The following is a 24,907-nucleotide window of genomic DNA, read 5'->3' as shown; positions in this document are numbered from 1 at the left end:
GCACCGTGCCCTGCACCACAGAACCTCAGGACCCCGAGGCGGCCGCCGACGGTGCAGGACATGGCACGAGCCCGCTCCGAGTCCGCCCGGCAGATCGCCGAGCTGCTCAAGACCGCCCGCGAGGCGCTCGGGCTGAGCCTGGCGTTCATGACCCGCCTGGACGAGACGACCCAGCACCTGGAGGTCGTGGAGTCGGCGCTGCCGATGCTGTTCCGCGACGGCACGACCCGCCCCCGGGCCAACTCGTTCTGCCAGAGCATCATGGACGGCCGGCTGCCGGCGGTGATCCCGGACGTCACCAAGTTCCCGGAGGCGATGAAGCTGCCGGCGGCGAGGATGCCCCGCCTGCGCAGCTACGTGTCGGTGCCGGTGGTGCTCAGCGACGGCACGGTCTACGGCACGTTCTGCGCGGCCGGGTTCGGGGCCGACAAGCAGCTGTCGAAGCGTGACAAGGCGCTGATGGAGGTGCTGTCGCAGGCGGCCGCGCTGGTCGTCGAGCCGGACTTCCGCCGGCGCCAGCTGCACGCGGAGATCGGCGGCCGGCTCGGGCCGGTCATCGAGGCGGGCGGGCCGCAGGTGGTGCTGCAGCCGATCGTGGACGTGGCGACGGGCCGGCGGATCGGGGCGGAGGCGTTGAGCCGCTTCCCGCAGGCGTGGCAGCGCCCGCCGGACGTGTGTTTCGCCGAGGCGCACGAGATCGGCGTCGGCGACCGGCTGGAGGTCCTCGCGCTGCGGAAGGCGGCGGAGCATCTGGCCGGCGTGCACGGGTACGTCGCCATGAACATCTCACCGGGCACGCTGCTGACGCCGCAGTGCCTGGACCTGCTGGGCCGCCTGCCGCTGGACCGGATCGTGCTGGAGCTGTCGGAGCACCAGCCGGTCGAGGACTACGACCTGCTGAAGCAGGCGCTCGCCCCGCTGCGCGGCGGCGGGATGCGGCTCGCCGTCGACGACGTCGGTGCGGGGTTCTCATCGCTGCGGCACATCGTGCTGACCCAGCCCGACGTCATCAAGCTCGACCGCAGCATCGTCACCGGCGTCGGCACCGACCAGGTGCTGCGCGTGCTCACCCGGTCGCTGGTCGACCTGGCCGCCGGGTGCGGCGCCACGGTCGTCGCGGAGGGGGTGGAGACCGAGGCCGACGCGCTCGCGCTCGCCGGCCTCGGGGTCCACTACGGTCAGGGCTGGTTCTTCGGGCGCCCCGGGGTCCCCGCCGCGCTGCGGCCCAGCTATGCGCTGAGGCAGCCGATCCTGGACGCGCCGACGGCCACGTCGTCGAACCAGAGGGTGTCGTCGCCGACGCCGTAGCTCTCCCAGCCGAGCCGCAGGTCGCTGACCCGCGGCGCCCATGCCTTCGACAGCCACTGCTGGTCGATGTCGGCGGTCGGCACCCCGTCGACCTGCAGGCCGGGCACGGCGGTGCCGTTGAGCCACGTCGTGAGCAGCCCGCGGCCGTCGACCATGAACTCCACGCAGTTCCACTGCCCGGTCGGCAGCGGGCGGCTCTGCGCGACACCCGACGGGCTCTGCGCCGGCAGGGTCGCGTCGTCGGACTCACGGTTCCACTGCAGGGCGCTGTTCTGCCCGCCGAGGCGCAGGTCCTTGCCACCGTCGGCGTTGTCCTTCAGCGCCGCGAACGCCACGTGCGCGGCCGGCAGGGCCGTCGTGTGACGGACGTACATCCGCCCGTACCACACCGAGCCCAGCCCGCTGAGGTCCTTGGTGGGCCACACGTAGACGTGGTTGCAGTAGCCCGCCTTCCCGTCGATGCGGACCGACTTGCTGCCGCTGTGCACGACCGCGGTGTCGACGGTGGCCGTGCCGGTGCCGGAGCAGTTGGCGTTGGAGACGCTCCACGCGCCGGACACCCCGCCGCTGGTCTGGCTCTCGAAGCCATCGCAGAAGGCGGCGCCGGTGCAGCCGGCGGGCGGCGGACCCGACGACGTGGACGCCGACGGCGAGACCGACGCCGAGGCGGACGGCGACGTGGGCGGCGGGTTCTGCCCGTTGGCGCTGCAGCTGAGCTGCGGTGCGCTGCCCGTGGCGCCGTTCACCAGCATGCCGAAGCTGGTGCTGCCACCCGCCGGGACGGTGCCGTTCCAGCTCACGTTGGTCGCCGTGACGGCGGCGCCCGACTGGGTCACCGTCGCGTTCCAGCCCTGGCTCACCTGCTGCCCGCCGGTCCAGCTCCACCCGACGCGCCAGCCGTTGACCGGTGCGGTGCCGGAGTTGGTCACTTTGACGTCGGCCTGGAAGCCGCCCTGCCAGCTGTTGGTCACCTGGTACGTGGCGGCGCACCCGGCGTTGCCGGCCGGCGGCGGTGAGCTGGACGTGGAAGGCTTGGGAGAGGTGGACGCCGATGCCGAGGTCGACGGGCCGGGGCCGGTGGTGCCGACGCCGGTCACCTCGCCGTTGCCGCCGTCGAACATGACGTCGGAGCAGCCGTAGAACGTCTCGGTGCTGTCGGAGCGGGACCACACCGAGTAGATGATGTGCCGGCCCGACTTGTTGGACGGCAGGCGCCCCGTCCAGTAGTAGTGCCCGTCGTTGGTGCCGGGCGAGCCGACCTGCTGCGGGTTGGTCGCCTGCAGGAACGGCGTGGACTCCAGGTCCGACCAGTTGAACTGCCGCGTCGGGTCGAAGCCGTCCTTGGTGACGTACAACGAGAACGTGCCCGGGTGCGCAGCCCAGTTACTGTAGTCGAACTCCATTGTGGAGCCTGACGTGAGGTGGGTCAGCGGCCAGTCGGACCGGTTCAGGTCGAAGCCGGAGAAGTCGTAGACGGTCGCGGCGCCGCTGCACAGCTTCCCGTCGGGGATGAACCCGCTCGTGCGGCCGGCGCCGTCGGAGCGCAGCATCGCGAACCAGTTGTAGAGCGAGTTCGGCCCGCTCTGCGCGACCGCCGCCGCGCACGCCGGGTTCTTCGGCTGGATCGCGCCGGTGGCGTTCAGGCCGTCCTTCCAGCACAGATAGGTCCGGCTGCCGGGCACCATCATCGCGCCGTGCGCGGCCGCCGGGTCCGCCGCGATGACCACCGTGCCCGTTCCGGCGACCGCCGCGGCGAGCCAGAGCGCCAGTCTTCGTCGTCGATTCATGGAACCTCTCTCCAGAAGGCATTCACTGCCCTGGATTGCACGGTGTGTGAGCGGCGCATGGCAACGAACCGGCGACCGGAGGACGTATCGACGCTGGACGGCCGTGAAACATTCACCGGATGGTCGGATATTTCGATACTTCAGGTGAACCGCTCGCGTTGAACACGTGCGACCCTCGATGCTTACCGCCATGTCGAGCACTGGACCGGCAGCGGTCCTTGAAGCGGCGGAGCTCTGCTCTGTTGCCGGCGACCACGCCGATGCCGCCCACCTGCTGGCGGAGGCCCTGATCACGGGCCCCTCAGACCCCGATCTGCTGCGCGCGCTCGCCGCGGCGCAGTTCGCGATCGGCTGGGACGGATGCGCGCTCGCCCTGCTCGCCGAGGCCCACCGGGTCGCCCCCGACGACGAGGCCGTGATCACCGACCGCAACATCGCTCTGCGCGACCACGGACGGTTCGTCCAGGCCCTCGCCGTGCTCGGCACCGCACCGCGCCGGGCGCTGCGCGCGGAGACGTACGAGGCGATGAACCTGCCGGTGCTGGCGGTCGACACCCACCCGGCCGGTCTGCGGAGCCACTGGGAGCGCACCGGCGGCCTGCTGAAGTTCCGGCGGCGGCGGCGCGAGGAGGAGCGCGTCCTCGCCGGGCTCGTCGAGGCGGCCGGCCCGCCCGCCCGCGCCGCGGTGGACATGTGCGCGCTGCTGACCCGGATCGTGAACGGCACGGCACAGGATCGCGACGCGCTCGCCGCCTGCGACGCCGCCACCGCGCACCTCGACGGCGGCCGGCGGGCCGAGGCCGCGGCCGCCCTCGCCGAGGCGCTGCGCCGCGACTCCACGCACCCGCTGCTGCTGCGCCGCGCCGCGCTGGTCGCCGAGCGGCTCGACCGGCCCGGGCCGGCGCTCGCGCTGCACCGCCGGCTCGCCGTCGACCCGAGCCCGATCCAGGTGCTGGTCCGCCAGTGCACGCTGCTCATCAGGATGCGCCGGCTGCCGGAGGCGGTGCGGTTCGCCGACAGCCTGCCGGCCGAGACCGCGCGCGCCCGGCCGCTGCGGCGGATCGTGGCGCAGGCATACCACGACGCCGGGCTGCCGGCCGCCGCGTGCGGCGCCTTCGACGCGGAGGACCCGCACCGGCTCCTGTGGTGGCGGACCGGTGGCCCGCTGCCGGCCCTGCGGCACCGGCTGCACCGCCGCGACGAGGAGGTCGTCGCGGCCTGGGCGCCGCTGTCCGTCGAGGAGGTGCTGGGCCCGCTGGCGAGCGTCCCCGCCGCGGAGCTCATGGACGCGGCCGCCCACGCCGCCGGCGTCCTGGACCGGGCCCAGCGGGCCGAGGCGCGGGCGGGTCAGCCGGCCGCGATCGACGTGCTCGCCGCCGGCGGGCAGGATCCGCAGCTCGTCAAGGAGCTTGCGGTGCGGCTGTTCCTCGACGACCGCGAGGAGGAGACCCTCGCCCGCCTCGACGACGTCGTGGCGGCGGACCCCGACGACATCGACGTGGTCGACGGGCGGGTCGCCGCGCTCGCCTGGCTGGGCCGCCCGAGGACGGCCGTCGAGCTCCTGGAGGCGACGGCGCCGGCCGTCCGTGCCACGTTCCCCGTCCGGGAGCAGGAGTCGACGCTCTTCGAGCAGTACCGGCTGTGGGCCCTCGCGCTGGACGCGATCGGGCCGGCGGCGACCGTGCCACAGCGGCTGCGCGCCCGGCGCCGCGCGCTCTGGTGGCGCACCGGTGGTCCATTGTGGATGGTCCGGCGGCGCATGCGCGGCGGGGACCGGGCCGCCCTCGCCGCCTGGCGGACCGGCACCGTCCCGCTGCTGTCCACACTGGACGTCTCGGTCCCTGCGGCCGACCCGGCCGCGCGGTCCATCCTCGACAGTTACGCCCTGGACGTCGAGACCGCCACGTTGCTGTGGAACCGTGTCAACATCGTGGCCCGGCTCACCGCCGGCTACCTGGCGACCGCGGCCGCGTTCCTCGTCCTCTCCGCGGCCGCGGACAGCAAGGTCGTCGGTGCTGTCGCCGCGGCCGCGGCGTACCTGCTGCTGAACCGGATCCTGTTCCGCTTCACCCGGGCCGACGACCGCCGGGTCGTCCTCACCCGGGCGGTGCCGCTGATCGCCGGGTTCGCGCTGGCCGGGACCGTGCTGTACCGGGGCCACGACGGCTGGACGGCGGTCGCCGGTGCCACGCTCGGCGCCGTCGCGGCGATGGGCACCGTCCGGCTCGCCGTGGCGGCCGCGTGCCGGCTCGTCGCGGCGTGGGCGATGCGCCGGCACCGGCGGGGCACGCCGCGGGCCGTCGCGCTGACGGAGACCCTCGCGATGCTCGGCGAGCTGCGGCAGCACGGGCGGCGCAACGACCTGCAATGGCGGCGGTTCTGGGTGGAGCGGCTGGAGCGGATCGCGTACGCCGTCGAGCACGACCTCCCGGCGTCGTTCGGGCTCGTCGACCCGGACACGCACCGGCAGCTCGCCGACGGCGGGCGGGGGGCGGCCAGGGCGGTGCGGCAGTTGAAGTTCCTCGTCGCCGCGCCCGCGTCCGCCGACGCGTGGCGGCGGGTCGAGGAGGTGCTGCGGCACAACGCGGGGGCCCTCGCCACCGGCGAGCTCGGCCGGCTGCGGCGCGCCGCGGCGGTCGCGGTGCCGGCGCCGGTGCGGCGCGGCGGGCGGGCGGTCGCGGCGGAGGTCCTGCGGGTCGCGCTGTTCGCCGGCCTGCCGCTCGCGGCGGTCTACGCGGCGCAGCCGTGGCTCAGCTTCTCCGGAGCGATGCACGACTGGGCGAAGGTGATCGGGTTGGCGTGGGCGCTGCTGTACGTCCTGCTGCACCTCGACCCGACGCTGCGGGAGAAGCTCGGCACGGTCCTGGCGGTGCTGGGCCAGGGTCAGGCGCCCGTCGAGGAGCGGCCCGAGGCGCTGGCACGTTTCCGTGATTCGGCGAGATCAGCGGCTCCGTAATGTTTGGTGCATCGCAAGGAACACTTCGCGAACCACCGACATACGTGCGACCCCAGCAGCGGTGCCGGTCAGCCTGAAACATGGCGGGCCGGCACTGACTCGTGCCGGCCCGCCACTTTCAGGAAGAACTCACACGGTGTACGGGATCCGCAGCGTCGACTGGTTGCCGTTGGCGGCGGACGCGTCGATCCGGACCGTGGTCGCGGCGTTGCCGATCGCGTTCCAGACCTCCATGCGGACACAGCCGTTGCTCATCGCGCCGAGGCTGCCGGAGGAGGACGACAGGCCCACCGCCTGCGTGTACGTCTCCGTCCCCGGCACCGGGTCGGTGGCGAAGTACCGGTAGGTCTCCACCCGCTCGTCGCTGCCGTTGTTGGTGAGGTCGTACGACACCCGGACCTGGATGCCCTGCCCGACGGTGCTCCCGGCGTCGACGTACAGCGTGAACGCGGTCGCCTGGCCGTTCGTGCTGCCGGTGATGCCGCACTTGGTGTAGGTCACCGGGTTGTGCGGCGTGCCGTCCCAGTTGCCGTTGGCGGCGCTGACCGTCTGGGTGCCCGCGGCGGTCCCGGCGGTCGTGTTGAGCGCCGGCCCGCTGCGCAGGTAGAACAGGTTCGACCCGACCGGCGGCTGGGACGACGGCGGCTGCGACGACGGGGGCTGCGACGACGGGGGCTGGGACGACGGCGGCTGCGAGGTGGGCGGCTGCGACGTCGGCGGGTTGCTGGTCCCGCCGCCGCCGACCCACGTGAACGCACCGGTCGTGGCGGTCTTGCCGGCGGGCACGGTCAGCGTCCGGCCGTCGGAGAACGTCACGGTGAGCGGTGAGCCGGTCAGGTTCGACGCCACGTAGGTCTTCGCGCCGTTCTTGGTGAACACCGCGTAGAGCGGCGTGTTGGCGGTGACCGACGTGTCGACCTGGCCGAGCGCGGCGAGGTTGCGCAGCCAGTGGAACGTGTGCGCCTTGCTCTCGCCCTCCTCCGGGGTGTAGCCGGAGTTGGCCCGGAAGTTCGCCAGCGCGGTGTCGCCGTTGCCGAGGGCCTGGAAGGACCACAGCACGTCCTGCCAGACGGTCGGCGGGCCGCCGTTGTTGGTGACCATCTCGTTCCAGTTGACGCTGTTGTAGGCCGGCTTGTAGCCCATGTACAGCGAGCCGCCGGTGATGGGCAGCATGTTGATGCCCTGGATCATCTCCGGCTCGGCGGAGAACCAGGTGGCGTACGCGCCGCCGTCGCCCCAGACCATGCCGACGGTGTTGTGCGCGAACGTCGACGGGAAGTTCTGGTTGGACGAGTCGAACCAGTACTCCTGGATCGCCTGCGCCTGGGTCGTGTAGATGTACAGGCCCGCGTCGCGCACGGCGGTGTTGCCGGTCGCCTGGCCCCACTGGATGAGGGCGTTGGCGAAGTTCATGCCCTCCGAGGACGACTCCTGGTTGTTGCCGGCGCCGAACGCTCCGTGCCCGGAGGCCCAGTCGTGGCCCGCGTAGATGTCGAAGTCCCGCAGGAACGGGAACATCGTGTCGTTGCGGTCGGGGTTGTTGGCGTCCCGGATGAGCAGGTTGACCATGCTGCCGTAGGCGTTGCTCGCCGCCCACGCCGGGTCGAACTTCGCCAGGGTCGCGGCCGCGGCGATGTAGTAGCCGTAGTGGAAGTGGTGGTCGTTGAGCTCGCTGTCGGAGCCGTACGACGCGGGGTAGCCGATCAGCGTGCCCCAGTTGGCGTCGTAGACGAACAGTCGGGTCGCCTCGCCGGGGCTGGCGGTGAACCAGTTGGTGAGGCGGGTGCGGATCGCGTTGAGCAGCGCGTCGCGCTGGGCGGTGCGGCCGAGCTGGTCGGCGATCTCGGCGAGGCGGGCGGCGCGGCCGACGCCCTTGCCGGTCCAGTAGGTGTCGTCGCCGAAGCCCGCCAGGGGGTCGCCGGAGGCGGCCTGGTCGAGGTAGCCGCCAAGCGTGGCCAGGTCGGCCCCGCTGCTGTCGGCGACCGCGGGGATCTCCGGCAGGACACCCTGGTACTTCGTGCCGGTGGTGAACGACGAGACGCCGGTGAGCGTCTTCATCGGCCCGCGCGCCGAGACGTAGGTCTGCGCGATGGGCGTGGCGCCGGTGAGGTTCTTCCACTGGTGCGGGTAGAGCGACACGACGGTGCCGCTGCCGCTGCCCTCACGGGCGGTGGTGGTGAACGCGTAGGTCGCGTTGACCGTGCTCGCGCCGGCGTTGTACGCCCAGCTGACCCGCGTGCCGGTCACGTGGTTGTGCGCGTAGGTGCCGTACGTGTTGGCGAGCGCCGTCCGGTCGGCCGCCGGGGTGGACGTGGTCGTCGGCAGCAGCGCCACCGAGTAGTAGTCCTTGCCGGCGAGGGTCGAGGTGATGGTGCTGCCGCTGACGGTCCAGGTGGCCCCGGTCGGCGCGTAGGCGACGAAGTCGTGGCCGCGGACGGTGAAGCCGATCCGGGCGCCGCTGTTGCTCCACACGGCGGGCGGGCCGCCGAAGGTCAGCTGGGCGCTGCCGCCGCTGGTGCGGGCGTAGACGAAGGGCAGGCCGTGGCCGATCGTGGCGCGCAGGGTGCGGGCGCCGTCGGACCAGTAGGGCGTCACCGTCCAGTCGGTCCAGCCGTCGACCTTGGTGTCCGGGGAGTTGAGGCCGGCCACGCCGAGGGTGAAGTCGGTCGTGTACGGGTAGTGGTACTCCCCGACGCCGGTGGCGGTGCCGGAGATCGCGGCGTCGGTGGTGTAGCTGACGCCGAGCCCGTTGTTGGCGGGCTTGAACGCCATCGGGTGCGCGTTGAGCGGCTCGGAGTAGCTGCAGTTGAACTTCTTGAACAGCAGCGACGACCACCAGTCGTTGGTGGGGACGGCGCCGGCTGGGGCGTTGGCGGTGACCCACTGGCGCGGGTTGGTGCCGATCGATCCGCAGCCGGCGGGCGGTGCCTGACCGGCGGGGCGGGTGGTGGCGTAGCTGCCGGAGCCGAGCGTGTCGGCGGCGGCGCTCTGCAGGGCGACGAAGGTGACGGCGGAGGCGACGAGCGCGAGTGCGGCGGCGCCGGTGAACAAGGGTCGGCCTCGGGTAAGGCGCATCGGGTGGGACTCCGATCAGAAGTGGGCGGCTTCCTGGGGTCCCTGGTGATTTTGGGGAATCGATCTGACCAATGTCAATGGTCAACTTCTGAGAGCGCTCTCAAACAGCGCTCTGAGCTGCTAATTCATTCTGAGAGCGCTTCCCGCCAATGGATCAGCAGGACGTGCAGCGCGGCGACGGTGCGGCGCCAGGAGGCGTCGACGTCGCGCGGGTCGTTGAAGCCGCCGCGGGCCTCCAGGTCGACGAAGCCGTGCAGGGTGCTGCGCAGCAGGCGCACGGCGTCGGTGGCGTCGGGCTCCTCCAGGCCGTAGCCGCGCAGCATCCCGTAGGTCAGCTCGATCCCCCGCCGCGCGGCCGAGACGTCCGCCGCCGGGTCGACCGGCGCCTGCAGCGCCGCGTAGCGACCCGGGTGGGCGCGGGCGTAGCCGCGGTAGGCGTCGGCGAACGCGACGAGCGCGTCCCGGCCGGACCTGCCGGCGACCGCCGGGGCGAGCAGGTCGGCGAACTCCGCCGCGGCGAGGAGCGCCACCCGCGAGCGCAGGTCCCGCAGCCCGCGCACGTGCGAGTAGAGGCTGGCGTCCTTGACCCCGAAGTGCCGCGCGACCGCCGACACCGTCACGCCGTCGAGCCCGGCCTCGTCGGCGAGGTCCGCGGCGGCCCGGGTCACGAGGTCGGTGGTGAGCCCTGCGCGTCTCATCCTAGCCACAATAGTCAGTTGCCTAGGGTCATTAGGCGTCGGTACCGTCGGCTGCGTGAGACCACTGACCGAGACCGACATCCGCGCGTCGTTCGTCAACTGCTCCAAGGGCGAGGCGAAACGCATCGCGCTCCCCCGTGACCTGGCCGACCGGCCCTGGCCCGACCTCGACTTCCTCGGCTGGCGCGACCCGGGCGCGCTGGACCGTGCCTACCTGGTCGCGCCGGGCGGCGGCGACGCCCTCGTCGGCGTCACGCTGCGCATCGCGGCCCAGCAGCGCGGCTTCCTGCACCGCAACATGTGCTCGCTGTGCCTGACCACCCACCCGGGCAACGGGGTGTCGCTGATGACCGGCCGCCGCGCGGGCGAGGCGGGCCGCAAGGGCGACTCGGTCGGCTCGTACATCTGCAGCGACCTGGCCTGCTCGCTCTACGTGCGCGGGCTGCGCACCCCGGACGCCGGCGGGCCGCGGGAGACGCTCTCGGTGGACGAGAAGGTCGAGCGGACCCGCGGCAAGCTCGACGCCTTCCTCGCCCGCATCCTGTAGCGAGCACCAGCCCTGTAGCGAGAGCCGGCCTGTGGCTAATTAGAACCAGCCCTGCCGTTTGGCCCAGCCGAGCAGGGTGCCGGACATGACGACCATGATGACGAGGACCGCGATCAGGTGCGGCCACCGCGTGTGGTCGCTGACGATGAGGTTCATGCCGAGCACCGACGACAGCGCGGTGATCGGCAGGGTCACCGCGGCGATCACGGCGAGCCGCTCCGCGGCGATCGTCATCTTGGTCTCCGTCCGCGCCTGGTAGAACTCGATGACGCCCTGCAGGTACTCCCGCTCGCCGTCGGCCACCGACCGGACCCGGTTGAACTGGTCGACGATGTCGATGATCGAGTGCTCGTCCCGCTGGTCGCGGGACAGCGTCGCCATCCGGCCGTAGATCTCGCCCCCGAGCGCGGCCATCGTCCGTACCGCGAGCAGCCCGTGCCGGACCTGCACCGTGCCTGACCGGATGACCCGGATATCCATGCGGGCACGATCGCACACCCCGCCGGCGCCGTCACCGGCCGTCGTAGGCGGCGACGACCGCCCCCTGCGCGTCGGTGGCGACGCCGTTGACCTTCCACCCGTCCCCCGCCGGGACCCCGTTGACCCACGCGACGCGCAGCTGCGGGTGGGCGCTCCAGCGCGCGGATCCGCGGCCCGTCGCCCCGGGCGCGCCCAGGGTCACCGCGGCGGCCGGGCCGACGTAGACGGACACGACGATCTTGGTGCCGCCGGCCTCGTCGAACTCGTGGCGGCCGCCGTAGAAGCCGATGTCGAACGGCGGGCGGGCGAAGCGGCCGAGGCCGCGCACCTCAGTGGGTGCGCCGGTGCCGTGGTCGCTGCCGGCGACGAGCCCGGCGCCGCGCTCGTCGCCGCTGAACCACAGCACGAGCCGGCCGCCGTCGGCGAGCGTCACACCGGTCCGCATGAGGTCACCGATCTGGACGGAGGTGTCGGCGATGACGACCTCGCCGTCGCTGCGCTGGACCTGGCCGCCGGTGGCGACGACGACCCCGGCGGCGTCGCGGGCGGTGAACCCGAGATCCGGTGTGGGCCCGCCGACCGCGCCGGTCGGCTGGACCGCGACCCCGGCGCGCCGGACCCAGAAGATCGTCGCGTCCGGCATCCCGGGCAGTTCGGCGGTGCTCGCCTGCGTGCGCTGCCCGTCCGCGGTGAGCTCGACCCGCAGGCCGGCGCCGTGGACCACGCCGTAGTCGACAATGCCGCCGTGCCGGTCGTCGAGCTCCAGGATCGTGGAGAACCCGCCGACCGGCGGCACGGTGATGCCGCCGCCGAGCCTGCGGTAGGTCCCCTTGGCCGGGTCGTGCAGCGCCGAGTACAGGCCGTTCATGTCGTCGCCGCTGTAGCGCAGGACGAGCTCCTCGCCGGTGCCGTAGGCGACGCCGGTGCGCACGACCGGCCCGGTGCCCCGCAGCTCGGTGTCGCCGGCCAGCTGCGTCGGTGCCGCCGCGGCGGCGCTCAGCGTGGGTGCGGCGGCGCTCAGCGAGGGCGCGGGCAGCGGGGCGGGTCCGGCCGGCGCGCCCGCCAGGGCGGTCATCGTCGCGGCGACGGACACCAGTACAGTGGCCGCGAACGTGAACAGTCCGGTGAAGCGGCGCCGGCGGGCCCGCTGCCGGACCTGGGCGAACGTCACCCGGGGCGCGAGGTCGGCGGTCTCGTCGCGCATCGCCCGACGGAGCTCCTCGATGCTGCGCATCACCGCGCCTCCTTCATCTCATACGTCGTCTCGTCTGCCGCGATCCGCAGCTTGCGCAGTGCCCGCGCGTTGGTGCTCTTGACGGTGCCGAGGGCCACGCCGAGCTCGTCGGCGGTCTGCTGCTCGGTGAGGTCCAGGTAGTAGCGGCAGACGATCACCGCCCGCTCCCGTCGCGACAGCGTCTGCAGGGCCCGGGCCACCCCGTCCCTGACGACCACCCCGTCGGCCGGGTCCTGTTCCGCGCGGCGGGGCTCCGGCACGTCCGGCGTCGGCCGTTCCCGCAGGAACCGCCGCCGCCACCAGTCGTTGTGCAGGTTCACCAGGATCCGGCGGGCGTAGCCGTAGGCGTCGTCGCCGGCGACGCGGGACCAGGCGGTGTACGTGCGCACGAGGGCCTGCTGGGTCAGCTCCTCCGCCTGCGCGGCGTCCCCGGCGAGCAGGTACGCGACCCGGTACAGCCGGGCCGCGCTGGCATGCATGAAGCTGACGAACCGGTCGTCGTCGTTCTCGGGCCGCTGCATGCACTCAATACTCGGCAGCCGCCCGGAAGGTTCTGCGGCGACGCCACGAAGCTCAGGCGTCGGGGAGCGTGAAGGAGAACGTCGCGCCGCGGCCCGGCTCGCTCTGCGCCCAGACCCGGCCGCCGTGGCGGTCGACGATGCGCTGGACGGTGGTCAGGCCGATGCCGGTGCCGGGGAAGTCGCTGCTGTCGTGCAGCCGGCCGAAGGGGCGGAAGAGCTGGTCGGCGCGTTCGGCGGGGAAGCCGGCGCCGTTGTCGCGGACGTAGAACGCCGGCGGCGAGCAGCCGATCTCGATCCGCGGGGACGCGGTGCGGCCGGTGAACTTCCACGCGTTGCCGACCAGGTTGATCAGGACGGCGCGGACCAGCTCGCCGTCGCAGGAGGCCCGCATCCCGGGCGCGACGGTCACCTCCACCTCCCGGTCCGGGTCGCGCTGGCGCAGCTCGTCCACGACGTCGGTGGCGAGCGCGGTCAGGTCGACCGCGGCGCGCTGGATCTGGCCGCGGTTGGCGGAGGCGAGCTGCAGCAGCGCGTCGATGAGCGCGTTCATCCGCTGGGCCGCCCTGTGGATGCGCAGGGCGAGGTCGGTGGGCTCCCCGCCGGTCTGCTCCTCCAGCAGCAGCTCGCTGAAGCTGATGATCGTCTGCAGCGGCGAGCGCAGGTCGTGCGAGACGGAGCCGCTGAAGGCCTCCAGCTCCCGGTTGCGCCACTCGAGCTCCTCGACGAGCTCGGCGCGGGCCTCCGCGACCTGCCGGGCGGCCCGCTCGTGCGCCGCCTCCAGCTCCCGGCGCACCAGCTCGTCGCGGATCCGCCGGTTCTGCTCGTGCAGCTGCTGCCGGCGGATGTGCGCGCGGATGTGGGCGCGCAGCGTGTTGGGGCCGTCGGCGCGGCGCACGTAGTCGTCGGCGCCGGCAGCGAGGCAGTCCAGCAGCGCGTCGCCGGCGCCCAGGCCGATGACCGGCATGTCACGCAGCCCCGGCACCGACCGGATCCGGGTGCACAGCTCCAGGCCCGCGGTCGTGTCGCCCTGCCCGTCGACCGCCAGGACCACGCACCCGGCCGGTTGCACGGCGAGCATGGCGAGGGCGTCGTCGGCGTCGGGCGCGGCGACCGGCTCGTAGCCCTCCTCCCGCAGCAGGTCCGCGGCGTGGTCCAGGAACCCACGGTCGGGGTCGACGAGCAGCACCTTGACCTGGCCGTGGAACGGGCCCTCCGGCGGCAGCGGGGTGACGGTGCTCTTGCGCAGCACGGCGGCCAGCTTGGCGAGGACCACCGCCAGGCTCTCCTGCTTGCGCACGAACGCGTCCGCGCCGGCGTCGAGGATCTGCAGCTCGGTCGCGTAGTCGTCGGCGGCGGTCAGCAGCAGGCACGGCACGTTGCGCAGCGTCGCGTCGAGCCGGACCCGGCGGATGACGGTCGCGCCGTCGATCCCGGGCAGCACCCCGTCGACGATGATCGCGCTCGGCGGGCTGGCCGCCGCGACCCGCAGCCCCTCCTCGCCGCTGGCGGCGGCGAGGACCTCGTAGCCGGCGCCGGCGAGCAGGTGCCGCAGCTCCTCGCGGAACGTGAGGCTGTCGTCGATGACCAGCACCGACGGCTGGGCGGGTGGCTCGGCACCGCGCCGCAGCAGCTCCCGGCTGCGGGCCACGACCGCGTGCGCGTCGTAGGGCTTGCCGACGTAGTCGTCGGCGCCGTGGCGCAGGCCGCGGAGCCGGTCGCTGACCTCCGCCTCGCTGGACAGCAGCAGCGCCACCACCCCGGCGTGGCCGGGATGGGCGCGCAGCGCCCGCAGCAGCTCGACCCCGTCGGCGTCCGGCAGCAGCACGTCGAAGAGCGCGACGTCGAACTGCTCGGCCTCGAACGCGGCGAGCGCGTCGGCGCCGTTGGCGCACAGCACGGTGCGGAAGCCGCCCTCCTCGAACGCCTCGTGGAGGTCCATCCGGACGGTCAGGCTGTCGTCGACGATCAGGACGGTGCTCGCCATCCGACCTTCTCCGTCAGCCCGGCCGCGATCAGGTCCGGCGGCAGGATCTCCACCGCGGCGTGCAGCGCCGCGGCCTCCTTCGGCATGCCGTAGACGACGCAGCTGCCCTGGTCCTGCGCGTAGGTGTGCGCGCCGGAGCGGCGCATCGCGAGCAGGCCTTCGGCGCCGTCGCGGCCCATGCCGGTGAGCAGCACGCCGGTGGCGCCCGCGCCGACCTCGGCGGCGACGGACTCGAAGAGCACGTCGACGGACGGGCGGCACGAGTGCCGGGGCGGCCCGGAGTTCAGGTGCAGGTGCCCACCGCGGACGATCAGGTGCCGGTCCGGCGGCGCCATCACGACCTGCCCGGCGACGGACTCGAGGCTCTCCCCTCCGCGGGCGTACCGCACGACATGGCCGGTCTGCTCGGCGAGCCACCCGGTGAAGGCCTGCGCGAACGTCTCGTTGGTGGCGAGGTGCTGCACGTACAGCAGCGGCACCGACAAGCCTCTCGGGACGCCGCGCAGCAACGTGACGATGGCGCCGGGGCCGCCCGTCGAGGCGCCGACCGCGACGAGTCTCCTGGGCATCCGAGGTGTACGGATGGCCGCCTGCACGGGTGCGGCCGCTCCCGGGGGCCGGTGCCGCGTCACGACCCGGATGCGCGACACGACCTTGACCGCGGTGCGCAGCCGCGCGCCCCACGTGTCGTCGGAGGCGTCACCGCGCGGCTTCTCCAGCACGTCGACCGCTCCGGCGGCGAGCGCGTCGTACGTGGTGAACAGCTCCTGCCGGGACGCCGAGCACACCACGAGGATCGGCGTCGGCTGGCTCGCCATGATCCGCTCGGTGGCGGCGAGGCCGCTCATCACGGGCAGGACCACGTCCATCGTGATGACGTCGGGCCGCAGCCGCCGGCACAGCTCGACGGCCTGCGCGCCGTCGACGGCCTCCCCGACGATGTCGAAGCCGTGCCGCTCGGTGAGCGCCTCGCGCAGGCACTGCCGCACCGTCGCGGAGTCCTCGACCACCAGTACCTTGATCATGGGTTCCCCACCAGGTCGCGGATGTGGCCGAGCAGCTCCTCCTGGTTGAACTCCGACTTCACCATGTACGCGCTGGCGCCGGCCTCGGCGCCGCGGCGGCGGTCCTCCGCGGACGCGCGCGAGCTGACGAGGATCGCGGGCGTCTCGCGCAGCACCGGGTCCTCGCGGGTCAGGGCGACGAACGTGAACCCGTCCATGCCCGGCATGTCGATGTCGACGAGGAACAGGGCGTACCGCCGCAGCTTGACCCGCTCGAGGGCCTCCTCGGCGGAGGCGGCGAGCTCGACCTCGTAGCCCGCCGACTCGAGGATGCTGCGCTCCAGCATCCTGGTGGTGAGGGAGTCGTCGACGACGAGGACCGGGTCGGTGCGCCCGGCGGCGGCGGCCTCCCGGGTGAGCGGGTCGGCGGGCTTCTCGCCGTCGGCCGCGGCGACGAGGCCGTGCGGGTCGAGCACGATCCGTGGGTTGCCCTCGGCGTCGATGGACAGGCCGTTGACCACCGCGCCGGCCGGCGCGAGCTCCGGCAGTGGCCGCACGACCAGCGCCGACGTGCCGAGCAGCCGGTCGACGCCCACCGCGAGGACCCGGCCGCCGGCGGCGATGATGACGCCGACCGCGCCGCCGTCGCCCTGCGGCTGCGCCGGTGGATCTCCGCCCGGGGTCAGCACGCGCGCGAGGGGCAGGAACGCGATGACCTGCCCCTCGTGGGCCATCGCGCCGGCCGCCGCGGCGGCGGCGACCTCGACGGCGCTCAGCAGGACGCAGGTGCGCACCGCGTCCAGCGGCAGCGACGCGAGGGTCCCGGCCGCCTCGACGACGAGCCCCGACAGCGACACCAGCGACAGCGGCACGACCAGCTCCACGGTGGTGCCGCGGCCGGGCTCGGTGCTGACGTCGATCTCGCCGCCGAGCTGCTCGGCGACGTCACGGACGGCGTCGAGGCCGATGCCGCGCCCGGAGATGCCGGTGACCTCGCCGGCGGTGCTGATCCCGCCGTGCATGAGCAGCCGCATCAGCTCCCGCACGTCCTGCTCGGCCGTCCCGGAGCCGCCGGCCACGAAGCCCTGCGCCTCCGCCTGGCGCCGCACGGCGGCCAGGTCGAAGCCGCGGCCGTCATCGGTGCAGCGGAACGCGGCGTTCGTGCCGCGGCGGCGGACCTCCACGGTGACGTGCCCGGCGGGCGGCTTGCCGGCGGTGCGCCGCTCCGCCTCGGTCTCCACCCCGTGCGACACGGCGTTGCGGACCACGTGCAGCAGCGCGCCGGACGCCAGGCTCAGCACGTGCGGGTCGAGCCGCAGGTCGCCGCCGCGGCTGTCGAAGACGACCTTCTTGCCCTCGGCGGCGGCGGCGTCGTACGCGGCCCGGTGCAGCGTGGTCAGCACCGCCGCGACCGGCACCAGGCGGAGCCGTTCGGCGCGGCCGCGGATGTCGTCGAGCTCGCGCTCCACCTGCTCGACGGTCTCGGTGAGCTGCCGGCCGAGCGCTGTCAGGTCGGCGGCCAGGCGGGTCGCCATGGCGCCCGTCCGGCCGTCGGCGCCGTCGTGCTGCGCGGCGCGGATCCGCAGCTGCTCCGTGATCGCCTCGGCGGCCCGGCGCGCCCGCTCGACGGTCGCGACCTGGCGGCGCAGCGGCGCGAACCGGGCATGGGCCTCGCCGACCGCGTCGAGCAGCTCATCGATGTCGGCGCTGTCACGGCGTACAGGAGCGGCTTGAGGCTCTGGCTTTTCGGGCTTTTCTTCCTTCTTGTCCGGCTGTTGCAGAACGTCGGTCAGGGCGGTCATCCGGTCGGTCAGGGTGAGCAGCGCGCCGACCGTCTCCGGCGGGACCGGCGCGGCGCCGTCGCGGTGCGGGACGAGCAGCTCCTCGAGGGCGTGCGCGGCGTCGGCGATCTCCTTCTGCCGCACCACCCGCGCCGCGCCCTTGAGCGTGTGCGCGTGCCGCAGCAGCCTGGCGACAGGCTCCCGGTCCGCGCTGTCGCGGGTGAGCTCCAGGACCCCCTGGGCGAGCTGCCCGACGAGCTCCTGCGCCTCGATCCGGAAGTACCGCAGCGGGTCCTTGGCCTGTCGCGCCATTCCGGCAGCTCCCGGCACCGCGGGCGACGGGGCGCTCAATGCCGGTCGGCGCCCGCGGCGACCAGCCGCAGCAGCTCGGTGGAGAGACCGGCGAGATGGGTGGCGGTCTGTCTGGTCTGCACGGCGCTGGACTCGCTCTCCTGGGTGACCCGGGCGGTGTCGGTGACCGCGACGTTGACCTGCTCGACCGCGGTCGTCTGCTGCTTGGTGGACAGCTCGATCTCCCGCGCCGACTCGGTCGTCGTCGCGACCAGGTCGGCGATCTGCTGGAACGACGCGGTGACCGCGCCGAACTGCCGGGTGCCGGCGTCGACGGCCTTCGCGCCGGTCTCCGTCGCCATGACCGTCGTGTTCACCGCGCCGCGGACGTCCTCGATGAGGGCGCGGATCTCCTTGGCGGAGCCGGCGGTGCGGTCGGCGAGCTTGCGGATCTCGTCGGCGACGACCGCGAACCGGCGGCCCCACTCCCCCGCCCCGGACGCCTCGATGGTCGCGTTGATGGCCAGGATGTTGGTCTGCTCGGCGAGCTCCGACACCAGGTCGACGACGCCGCCGATCTGCTGCGAGCGCTGCCCGAGCTCCAGCATGTGCTGCACGATCAGGTCGACCTGGCGGCGGATCGCGGTGATCGACTCGCGGGCCTGCTCGATGGTCGCGTCGCCGGAGCTGGCCGCGCCCGCGGTCTCCTCGGCGATCTTCGCGACCCGCTGCGAGCCCTCGGCGATCTGACGCGACGTGATCAGCAGCTCCTCGATCGTCGTGTTGATCTCGCTCATCGCGGTCGCCTGTTCGCGGGCGCCGTTCGCCTGCTGGCTGGCGGCGGCCTCCAGCTGGGCCGAGGAGCTCTGGATGTGCCCGACCGTGCTGGCGACCTGCCTGCCCAGCGCCCGGATCAGCAGCACCGCCACCAGCACCCCGAGCACCAGTGCAATCAGCGCGATGCCGATCACGACGAAGGTCGCCACCCGCGCCTTGCTCGACGCGGCGTCCCGCTGGGCCGTCAGGTCCTGACGCAGCAGCCCGGCCAGCGCGTCGATGTGCTGGTTGAGCGCCTCGCGCTGCGGCGCCACCGTGTCGTCGAACTCCCTGCCGATCCGCTCTGCCGGGGCGGCGTCCCGCTGCAACGCCATCACCGCCTCCAGCGCCGCCTGGTGGTTCTGCTCGGCCTGGACGGAGGCGTCGAGCAGGTCCCGCTCGCGCTGCGAGTCCGTCACTCCGCGCAACCGCTGGACCGCCTGGGCGAAGGCGGCGCGGGCCTCGGTGATCTGGGTGCGGAACCGATCGTCGCCGGTCAGCAGGTACCCGCGGGCCGCGCTGCTCTTCGCCTCCACCGACACCCGCAGCTGCTGCGCCTCCACCAGGCCCTGCACGCCGATGTCGATGACGTGGTCCTTGCCGCCGACGACCGTGTCCAGCGCGGCGACCGTGACCGCGCCGGTGATCATCGTGAGCAGCACGACGGCCGCGAAGCCCGCGGCGAGCCTGCGGCCGAACGTCCATCTCCGGTTCATCGTTCCCCGTCCCCCGCTGTCACCGCGTCCCGTGCGGCTCCCGTCAGTGTCTGGATCGCCGCCCGTACCGCCGGGACATCGACGATCGGCCGGGCGCCGCCGTCCATCGGCACGATCCCGCGCAGGCAGCCGCGCGGGCCGTGGCCCGTCGACTCCTCCACGATCAGGTCGCGCGGGACGCGCAGGTGGCCGTCGAGGCCCTCGAACGCGAGCGCCACCGTCGGCTCGCCGGCGACCAGGACCAGCCAGCGCCGGTCGGCGGTGGCCGGGTGGCCGAACACGGCCCCGAGGTCGTAGACGGGCACGATCGAGCCCCGGAAGCTGGCGACGCCGAGCAGCGACGGCTGGGGGCCGGGCAGGCGCGTCACCGGGCGGTCCGGGAAGAGACCGGCGGCCTGGGTGAGGCGCAGCGCGTACCGGTGGCCGCCGACCCGGATCGCAAGGAGGTCGTCGAAGCCGGTGACCTGCTCACGGTGCGGCTCGGTGAAGGAGCGGTCGAACGACTCGCGCAGCTCGGCGAGGCGCTGCATCAGGTCGAGGGTCTTCGTCTTCATCGCGTGTCCCGCGGCGGCCGGCGTCGGTCCGTGGCTGTCATGGCGTGTTCCGCGGGCGTCATCGTGGTGCGGCCGTTTCGGCGTGGCAGAGGGCGATCAGGGCGCCGCGGCCGAACCCGCCGCCGAAGAGCAGGACGCGCTCCTCCTTCTCGTGCCGCAGCAGGGCCGCGGCCCGGCCCAGCTCGCGTTCGGCGGTCGCCCGGTCGCCGCCGCGCCGGGCGAGCAGGCCCATCCGCAGCCGCGGCATCGCGAACTCGGCGTCGAGGTGGGCGGCCATCCGGTGGTGTTCCAGCGCCCCGTCCGTGTCGCCGTCGCCCTCCCGGCACTCGCCGAGCAGGTGGTGCGCGTCGGGGTTGAGGGCGTCACGGTCCAGCAGGCGGTGGCAGACCGCGGCGGCCCGCCCGGTGTGCCCGAGATGGGCGAGGACGGCGCCGCGCAGGAGCAGCACGTCGGGCCGGTCGGCCGCGGCGGTGTCGATCGCGTCGAGCGCCGCGAGGGCCTCACCGAACCGCTCCTGCTGCACGAGATGCAGCGCCTTCGCCTTGCCGTCCTCCTGAGGCGCCGGCCGCACCCGGTGTGCGTTCTGCGCCTGCTGTACGACCTTCTGGTAGTAGAACGTGTTGTGGGTGTGCTGCACCGCCAGGGCGGGCGGCTTGCTGCCGAGCGTGTCGGTGTGTCCCAGGAAGAGGTAGCCACCCGGCGCCAGGGCCCGCGTGATCCGGGCGACCGCGGCCGCGACCGTCCTCGGCGTCAGGTACATCAGCAGGTTGCGGCAGAAGACGACGTCGTACGTGTCGGGCGCGAACAGCACCGGGTCGTCGTTGACCGCGTTGTACTCCAGGAACCGCACGCGCCCGCGGAGCCGCTCGTCGATCTCGACCCCGTCGGCGGCGGCCCGGAACCATCGCTGCTGCACGGCGTCCGGGGTCTCCCGCAGTGACCACTGCGAGTACCGCCCGGCGGCGGCGACGCGCAGGGCGGCCCGGTTGACGTCGAGCCCGACGATCGACACGTCCCACGACGGCTCGACGCGCTGGGCCGCGACCATCGCGAGCGTGTACGCCTCCTCGCCCGTCGAGCAGCCCACCGACAGCAGCCGCAGGCATCGCTGGGTGGCCCTGGCCCGGACGCGCGCGGGCAGTACCACCTCCGCCAGGACGTTGAACTGCTCGATGTTGCGGAAGAAGTAGGTCTCGTTGACGGTCACGGCCTCGGCGAGGGCGGCGAGCTCGTTGTTCCAGGCGGTGCCGAGGCGGTCGAGGTAGCCCCGGCCGGACAGGCCGTGCTGGCCGGCGCGCGCCCGCAGGGTCGCGGCGAGCTGGGGGTCCCGCTTGTCGTCGAACGTCAGCCCGAGCCGGACCGACAGCAGCTCGCGCAGCCGCGCGACGTCCTCGTCACGTTCCATCGTGCACCGGCCACTCGTCGTGCTCCGTGCTTGGGCTTGGGCTTGAGCTTGTGCTTGAGCTTGTCCTTGGGCTTGGGCTTGGGCTTGTCAACGGCCATTCGTCGCGGGGCGCGCTCGGCAGTGGCCATTCGCTGCTCAGGAACAGCAGGGGGCGGGCATCCAGGACGCCGACGGCCGCGACGATCCTGGTCGCCGAGGCGGCGAGCATCGGCGGTGGCGGCCGGTCGGCGTCCGGCTCCACCGGCAGCACGCCTCGGACCGGCCCGGTGGCGTACGCGAGCGGCCCGCCTCCGGTGCGCGTCGTCACGAACCTGCTGGGCCGCTCCGCCGCCGCGCCGAGGAGCCGCGCCGTGTCGACGACGGGCACCGCGAGCCCGCGGATCACGCTGACCCCGAGCAGCACGTCGGCCGTGCCCGCCAGCGGCTGCACCGGCAGCGGCCGGATCGTCTCCACCACCTCACGCAGGGGCAGTGCGCACAACAGGTCACCGACGCCGAAGACCAGCGACAGCCCCGGCGGCGCTTCCGTGACAGCGGTCATCGCCACGCGATCATGATATGCGGCATTGGTCGGTTTTATACCGCGATCGGGTGAGGGCTGCGTGCTCTCGCCGGCTCCGGTTTTTGTCATACCCTCGGCGTAGGTTCGCAGGCATGGACGTGACCGCATCTGTTTCCCGGCTCGCCGCAGCCGCGTCGTTTCTGCTGCGCATGCTGACCGGCCGCTCCCTGCAGCCGTCCCACGCGGGCGTGCTGCTGCGCGCCGACGACGCCGGCCTGCACCTGGTCGCCACCGACGGCGAGGTCGTCGTCCACCTGCACACCCCCGCGACCGTCCACACCCCCGGCGAGGTCGTCGTCCCCCGCCGGGCCGTCGCCGACACCCTCACGTCCCTCGACGCCGCCGACGCCCGCCTCACCGTCCAGGGCGGCCGCCTGTCGATCCGCGTCCCGGGCGCCCGGTTCGCGCTGCCCAGCCTCCCCGACGCCACACCCCCGCCGGTCCACCTGCCCCCTGCCCACGGCACCGTCGCCGGCGACGACCTCCGCACCGCCGCCGTCCCGGTGGCCGGCGCCGCCTCCCGCGAGCACGCCCTCCCCCTCTTCACCGGCGTCCGCCTCCGCGCCCACACCACCACCCTGTCGCTCCTGGCCACCGACCGCTTCCGCCTGGCCGCCGCCGCGATCCCCTGGCACCCCACCTCCACGCCGGCAACCGATGCCGTCGCCCGCGAGACTGCGACCGTCCGCGCCGGGGTCGAAGCACTCGTGCCCGCAGCCGTGCTGGCCCGCGCCGCCCAGCACCTGTCCCGCGAGGAGACCATCCACGTCCACGCGGACGACGACCTGTTCGCCCTGTCCTGGGACGGCGGCAGCCTCACCACCCCGACCCTCGGCACCGGTTACCCCGACGCTCAGATGTCCCGCCTCCTCGACATCTCCGCCATCTGCACCGTCGAGACCGACGCCGACACCCTCGCCCAGGCAGTCGACCGCGCCACTGCCTTCGGTGGCCCCCACGGCCGCGTCACTCTCCAACCGATCGAGGGCGCCCTCCTGGTCCACGCCGACGACCCCCTCACCGGCGAGTCCGAGCAAACCCTCAAGGCCACCACCGACGGCACCCACGTCGTCCGCTCGTTCCAGGCCCGCCTCCTCCTGGACGCCCTGCGCGCGTTCCCCCACCACCCCGTGCGACTCCAGTTCCAGCCCGACCTACGCGCAACCACGTTCACCGCCCCCCTGCCCACCACCACCCTCAACTACCTCGTCGTCCCCCTCCGCACCCCACCGACCACCTGACACCGACCGCCCCCTCAGCCCCGCCCGACTCCAGTTCCAGCCCGACCTACGCGCAACCACGTTCACCACCTCCCTGCCCACCACCACCCTCAACTACCTCGTCGTCCCCCTCCGCATCCCGCGCCGCTGGCGGGGCGAGTTCAGGTCCAGGGCGCTGCACCTGGCGACGCAGGCGATCACCGGCCACCTGAGACCGACCGGCCCCCTCAGCCCCGTCCGACACCCCAGACAGCCACAACCACTGCCGGCCCCGACCGGTGGCCCGCTGCGGCGCGGCTGCACTGGTTTCGTCAACGGACATCCCAACCGCCTTCAGCCCCGCGGGGTCTCCGTGTCCTTCACTACCCGCCGCAGATCCCCACGTCCTCCAACGCCCGGCCACTGCACGCATCCACGGCCTTCATCCCCGCGTCGTTCGCCACCCCGCCACAGGCCTTCACGACCTTCACATCCCGCCGCGTGCCTCGACGACCTTCACCTCGCTGCAGATCCTCCGCCCTTCGACACCCAGGCACCGTGAGCCTCCACAACCTTCATCCCCACGTCGTTCGCCGCTCCGCCACAGACCCCCACGACCTTCGCCTCCACGTCGTTCACCAGCCCGCCACAGGCCTCCACAACCTTCAACGCGCCCCTCGGCATGCGCCCCACCTGCGCTTCACACCTGCCGCCGGCGGCCACGACCTCTCCACCTCGCCGTAGAACTCCGCGCCGTTCACCGCCACGCCGAGGATCTCCCCGACCTTCGGCGGCCGCCACGATCGTTGTCCGAGCCGTGCCCGTGCCCGATCGGCTGGCGTGGGCGCTCGCCACCGCAACCGACAAGGTGCTGCCGGCTCGGACGGTTCCCCGGCGATACGTGGTCGCCGCGCTTGGTTCACGTTGCAGAGGCTGACGAACGAATGCGGCGAGCCCCGGCAGCTTCCCGGCCGTCACGTCCGACGGCTGGCACGGCGGCGCCGCGGCGATCGCGACGCTCTCGCCGTCGCACGCCGGTGGAGCGGCCTCCGACCGCCGGCCGCAGTGCAGGGCCCACCCTGTCAGCGCGACAGCGCGTCACACATGGCAGCGCTGCGCATCCAGCAGCCCAGCACCCCGGCAGCACGTCACACATGACAACGCGGCTCGCCCCCCGGCACAGCACCCCAGCAGCGCCGCATCTCCGGCAGCGCAGCGTCTCCCCGTGCAGCGCGGCACGCCCAGCAACGCGGCACACCCCGCAACGCGGCACACCCCGCAACGCGGCACACCCCGCAACGCGGCACACCCCGCAACGCGGCACGACTGACAACGCGGCACGACTGACAACGCGGCACGACTGACAACGCGGCACGACTGACAACGCGGCGCGTCTGGGACGTGTGGCAGCACTTCGGGGGGTGGGTGGGAACCCGTCGCCGGAGAGCGGTGGGGCGGGGAGGTCAGTTGTTGGGGGCCTCGGAGCTGATGTCGGCCAGGGGTGAGGTGGGGTCGTGGTCGATGGCGAGGTCGCCGAGGGAGACGATGCCGACGAGGTCGTCGCCGTCGAGGACTGGGAGGCGGCGGAGGGCGTTGGTGCGCATGAGCTCCGTGGCGGTGTCCACGTCGTCGTGTGGGGAGACGGCGACCAGGTCGGGGGCGACGACGTCGCCGACGGCGGTGGTGGCCGGGTCGGCGCCGGTGGCGACCACGCGGACGGTGACGTCGCGGTCGGTCAGGACGCCGCGGACGCCGCTGGTGGCGGTGACGACGAGGGCGCCGATGTCAGCGTCGCGCATGAGCTCCGCGGCGGCGGTGATCGGGGCGTCGACGTCGATGGTGAGTGGTGCGCTGGTCATGATGTTCTTCACCTGCTGGCCCATAGCTGGACGACTACCCACTTCCGCCGGTGGGAATCCCCCGCCGGGACCCGCGGCGGGTCCCGGCGGGTCCCGGTGGGAATCCCCCGCCGGGACCCGCCGCGACAGC

Annotated in this window: 19 protein-coding genes; 4 read left to right on the top strand and 15 right to left on the bottom strand. The window is 73.4% G+C overall.

Annotation, left to right across the window (positions count from 1 at the left end):
* Positions 1-60 precede the first annotated feature (60 nt).
* Complete coding sequence (locus ABZ321_RS32715; protein ID WP_354898503.1) at positions 61-1,308, top strand: EAL domain-containing protein; 1,248 nt, start codon at positions 61-63, stop codon at positions 1,306-1,308.
* On the opposite strand, the gene ABZ321_RS32710 is transcribed toward ABZ321_RS32715, so the two are convergent.
* Positions 1,230-3,095: a lytic polysaccharide monooxygenase gene (locus ABZ321_RS32710; protein WP_354898500.1), complete on the bottom strand. Its 1,866-nt coding sequence runs from the start codon at positions 3,093-3,095 to the stop codon at positions 1,230-1,232. The two genes, ABZ321_RS32715 and ABZ321_RS32710, sit on opposite strands and share 79 nt — an antisense overlap.
* A 190-nt stretch (positions 3,096-3,285) precedes the next feature.
* On the opposite strand from ABZ321_RS32710, the gene ABZ321_RS32705 reads away from it, so the two are divergent.
* Positions 3,286-6,051: a hypothetical protein gene (locus ABZ321_RS32705; protein WP_354898497.1), complete on the top strand. Its 2,766-nt coding sequence runs from the start codon at positions 3,286-3,288 to the stop codon at positions 6,049-6,051.
* Between the two features lie 129 nt (positions 6,052-6,180).
* On the opposite strand, the gene ABZ321_RS32700 is transcribed toward ABZ321_RS32705, so the two are convergent.
* Positions 6,181-9,126 carry a glycosyl hydrolase gene (locus tag ABZ321_RS32700; protein ID WP_354898494.1) on the bottom strand — a complete coding sequence of 982 codons (2,946 nt, stop codon included), beginning with the start codon at positions 9,124-9,126 and terminating at the stop codon, positions 6,181-6,183.
* A 125-nt stretch (positions 9,127-9,251) separates the two neighbouring features.
* Complete coding sequence (locus tag ABZ321_RS32695; RefSeq protein ID WP_354898491.1) at positions 9,252-9,824, bottom strand: WHG domain-containing protein; 573 nt, start codon at positions 9,822-9,824, stop codon at positions 9,252-9,254.
* A gap of 55 nt (positions 9,825-9,879) precedes the next feature.
* Here ABZ321_RS32695 and ABZ321_RS32690 point away from each other — a divergent pair, with 55 nt between their 5' ends.
* The gene (locus ABZ321_RS32690) at positions 9,880-10,371 is read left to right on the top strand and encodes an FBP domain-containing protein (RefSeq protein WP_344504285.1); all 492 of its coding nucleotides are present in this window, start codon (positions 9,880-9,882) and stop codon (positions 10,369-10,371) included.
* A 39-nt stretch (positions 10,372-10,410) separates the two neighbouring features.
* Here ABZ321_RS32690 and ABZ321_RS32685 read toward each other — a convergent pair whose 3' ends face one another.
* The 10 genes from ABZ321_RS32685 to ABZ321_RS32640 are packed head-to-tail and all read right to left on the bottom strand — an operon-like array spanning position 10,411 to position 21,698.
* On the bottom strand, positions 10,411-10,851 hold the full coding sequence (locus tag ABZ321_RS32685) for a CorA family divalent cation transporter (protein ID WP_344504283.1): 441 nt from the start codon (positions 10,849-10,851) through the stop codon (positions 10,411-10,413).
* Positions 10,852-10,882: 31 nt separating this feature from the next.
* Positions 10,883-12,085, bottom strand: coding sequence for a hypothetical protein (locus ABZ321_RS32680; RefSeq protein ID WP_354898487.1), 1,203 nt, complete (start codon positions 12,083-12,085; stop codon positions 10,883-10,885).
* The gene (locus ABZ321_RS32675; protein WP_344504281.1) at positions 12,085-12,606 is read right to left on the bottom strand and encodes a SigE family RNA polymerase sigma factor; all 522 of its coding nucleotides are present in this window, start codon (positions 12,604-12,606) and stop codon (positions 12,085-12,087) included. The genes ABZ321_RS32680 and ABZ321_RS32675 overlap by 1 nt, the downstream gene beginning before the upstream one ends.
* 52 nt (positions 12,607-12,658) lie before the next feature.
* Positions 12,659-14,590: a response regulator gene (locus tag ABZ321_RS32670; RefSeq protein ID WP_354898484.1), complete on the bottom strand. Its 1,932-nt coding sequence runs from the start codon at positions 14,588-14,590 to the stop codon at positions 12,659-12,661.
* Positions 14,572-15,615 carry a chemotaxis-specific protein-glutamate methyltransferase CheB gene (cheB, locus tag ABZ321_RS32665; RefSeq protein ID WP_344504279.1) on the bottom strand — a complete coding sequence of 348 codons (1,044 nt, stop codon included), beginning with the start codon at positions 15,613-15,615 and terminating at the stop codon, positions 14,572-14,574. The genes ABZ321_RS32670 and cheB overlap by 19 nt, the downstream gene beginning before the upstream one ends.
* Entirely contained in the window at positions 15,612-17,687 is a 2,076-nt protein-coding gene (locus tag ABZ321_RS32660; RefSeq protein ID WP_354898481.1) for a response regulator, read from the bottom strand. The genes cheB and ABZ321_RS32660 overlap by 4 nt, the downstream gene beginning before the upstream one ends.
* A gap of 35 nt (positions 17,688-17,722) precedes the next feature.
* Positions 17,723-19,198, bottom strand: coding sequence for a methyl-accepting chemotaxis protein (locus ABZ321_RS32655; RefSeq protein WP_344504277.1), 1,476 nt, complete (start codon positions 19,196-19,198; stop codon positions 17,723-17,725).
* Positions 19,195-19,752, bottom strand: a complete 558-nt coding sequence (locus tag ABZ321_RS32650) for a chemotaxis protein CheW (RefSeq protein WP_354898478.1) — start codon at positions 19,750-19,752, stop codon at positions 19,195-19,197. Before ABZ321_RS32650 ends, ABZ321_RS32655 begins: the two co-directional genes overlap by 4 nt.
* A 58-nt stretch (positions 19,753-19,810) precedes the next feature.
* The gene (locus ABZ321_RS32645; RefSeq protein WP_344504275.1) at positions 19,811-21,157 is read right to left on the bottom strand and encodes a CheR family methyltransferase; all 1,347 of its coding nucleotides are present in this window, start codon (positions 21,155-21,157) and stop codon (positions 19,811-19,813) included.
* Entirely contained in the window at positions 21,147-21,698 is a 552-nt protein-coding gene (locus ABZ321_RS32640; RefSeq protein ID WP_354898787.1) for a chemotaxis protein CheW, read from the bottom strand. The genes ABZ321_RS32645 and ABZ321_RS32640 overlap by 11 nt, the downstream gene beginning before the upstream one ends.
* Positions 21,699-21,811: 113 nt before the next feature.
* On the opposite strand from ABZ321_RS32640, the gene ABZ321_RS32635 reads away from it, so the two are divergent.
* Entirely contained in the window at positions 21,812-22,960 is a 1,149-nt protein-coding gene (locus ABZ321_RS32635) for a DNA polymerase III subunit beta (RefSeq protein ID WP_354898474.1), read from the top strand.
* 474 nt (positions 22,961-23,434) lie between these two features.
* Here the strand turns inward: ABZ321_RS32635 and ABZ321_RS32630 are convergent, their stop codons facing one another.
* Together ABZ321_RS32630 and ABZ321_RS32625 are read right to left on the bottom strand one after the other, a co-directional pair.
* Positions 23,435-23,602, bottom strand: a complete 168-nt coding sequence (locus ABZ321_RS32630) for a hypothetical protein (protein ID WP_354898471.1) — start codon at positions 23,600-23,602, stop codon at positions 23,435-23,437.
* 779 nt (positions 23,603-24,381) lie between these two features.
* A complete protein-coding gene (locus tag ABZ321_RS32625; RefSeq protein WP_354898468.1) occupies positions 24,382-24,777 on the bottom strand; it encodes a CBS domain-containing protein in 396 nt (131 codons plus the stop codon).
* Between the last annotated feature and the right edge of the window lie 130 nt (positions 24,778-24,907).

Origin of the sequence: Dactylosporangium sp. NPDC006015 (assembly GCF_040614215.1) — a bacterium.
Lineage (GTDB): Bacteria > Actinomycetota > Actinomycetes > Mycobacteriales > Micromonosporaceae > Dactylosporangium > Dactylosporangium maewongense.
Note: the sequence above shows the minus strand (reverse complement) of the source record. Positions and strands in the feature narration are given on the sequence as shown.

What these genes read in the sequence shown, in the direction of transcription:
- ABZ321_RS32650 (WP_354898478.1), bottom strand. Translation starts at nt 19,752, where the DNA reads ATGAAGACGAAGACCCTCGACCTGATGCAGCGCCTCGCCGAGCTGCGC.
- ABZ321_RS32645 (WP_344504275.1), bottom strand. Translation starts at nt 21,157, where the DNA reads ATGGAACGTGACGAGGACGTCGCGCGGCTGCGCGAGCTGCTGTCGGTC.
- ABZ321_RS32640 (WP_354898787.1), bottom strand. Translation starts at nt 21,698, where the DNA reads ATGACCGCTGTCACGGAAGCGCCGCCGGGGCTGTCGCTGGTCTTCGGC.
- ABZ321_RS32695 (WP_354898491.1), bottom strand. Translation starts at nt 9,824, where the DNA reads ATGAGACGCGCAGGGCTCACCACCGACCTCGTGACCCGGGCCGCCGCG.
- ABZ321_RS32715 (WP_354898503.1), top strand. Translation starts at nt 61, where the DNA reads ATGGCACGAGCCCGCTCCGAGTCCGCCCGGCAGATCGCCGAGCTGCTC.
- ABZ321_RS32625 (WP_354898468.1), bottom strand. Translation starts at nt 24,777, where the DNA reads ATGACCAGCGCACCACTCACCATCGACGTCGACGCCCCGATCACCGCC.
- cheB (WP_344504279.1), bottom strand. Translation starts at nt 15,615, where the DNA reads ATGATCAAGGTACTGGTGGTCGAGGACTCCGCGACGGTGCGGCAGTGC.
- ABZ321_RS32700 (WP_354898494.1), bottom strand. Translation starts at nt 9,126, where the DNA reads ATGCGCCTTACCCGAGGCCGACCCTTGTTCACCGGCGCCGCCGCACTC.
- ABZ321_RS32710 (WP_354898500.1), bottom strand. Translation starts at nt 3,095, where the DNA reads ATGAATCGACGACGAAGACTGGCGCTCTGGCTCGCCGCGGCGGTCGCC.
- ABZ321_RS32630 (WP_354898471.1), bottom strand. Translation starts at nt 23,602, where the DNA reads ATGCCGAGGGGCGCGTTGAAGGTTGTGGAGGCCTGTGGCGGGCTGGTG.
- ABZ321_RS32680 (WP_354898487.1), bottom strand. Translation starts at nt 12,085, where the DNA reads ATGCGCAGCATCGAGGAGCTCCGTCGGGCGATGCGCGACGAGACCGCC.
- ABZ321_RS32635 (WP_354898474.1), top strand. Translation starts at nt 21,812, where the DNA reads ATGGACGTGACCGCATCTGTTTCCCGGCTCGCCGCAGCCGCGTCGTTT.
- ABZ321_RS32675 (WP_344504281.1), bottom strand. Translation starts at nt 12,606, where the DNA reads ATGCAGCGGCCCGAGAACGACGACGACCGGTTCGTCAGCTTCATGCAT.
- ABZ321_RS32660 (WP_354898481.1), bottom strand. Translation starts at nt 17,687, where the DNA reads ATGGCGCGACAGGCCAAGGACCCGCTGCGGTACTTCCGGATCGAGGCG.
- ABZ321_RS32670 (WP_354898484.1), bottom strand. Translation starts at nt 14,590, where the DNA reads ATGGCGAGCACCGTCCTGATCGTCGACGACAGCCTGACCGTCCGGATG.
- ABZ321_RS32655 (WP_344504277.1), bottom strand. Translation starts at nt 19,198, where the DNA reads ATGAACCGGAGATGGACGTTCGGCCGCAGGCTCGCCGCGGGCTTCGCG.
- ABZ321_RS32705 (WP_354898497.1), top strand. Translation starts at nt 3,286, where the DNA reads ATGTCGAGCACTGGACCGGCAGCGGTCCTTGAAGCGGCGGAGCTCTGC.
- ABZ321_RS32685 (WP_344504283.1), bottom strand. Translation starts at nt 10,851, where the DNA reads ATGGATATCCGGGTCATCCGGTCAGGCACGGTGCAGGTCCGGCACGGG.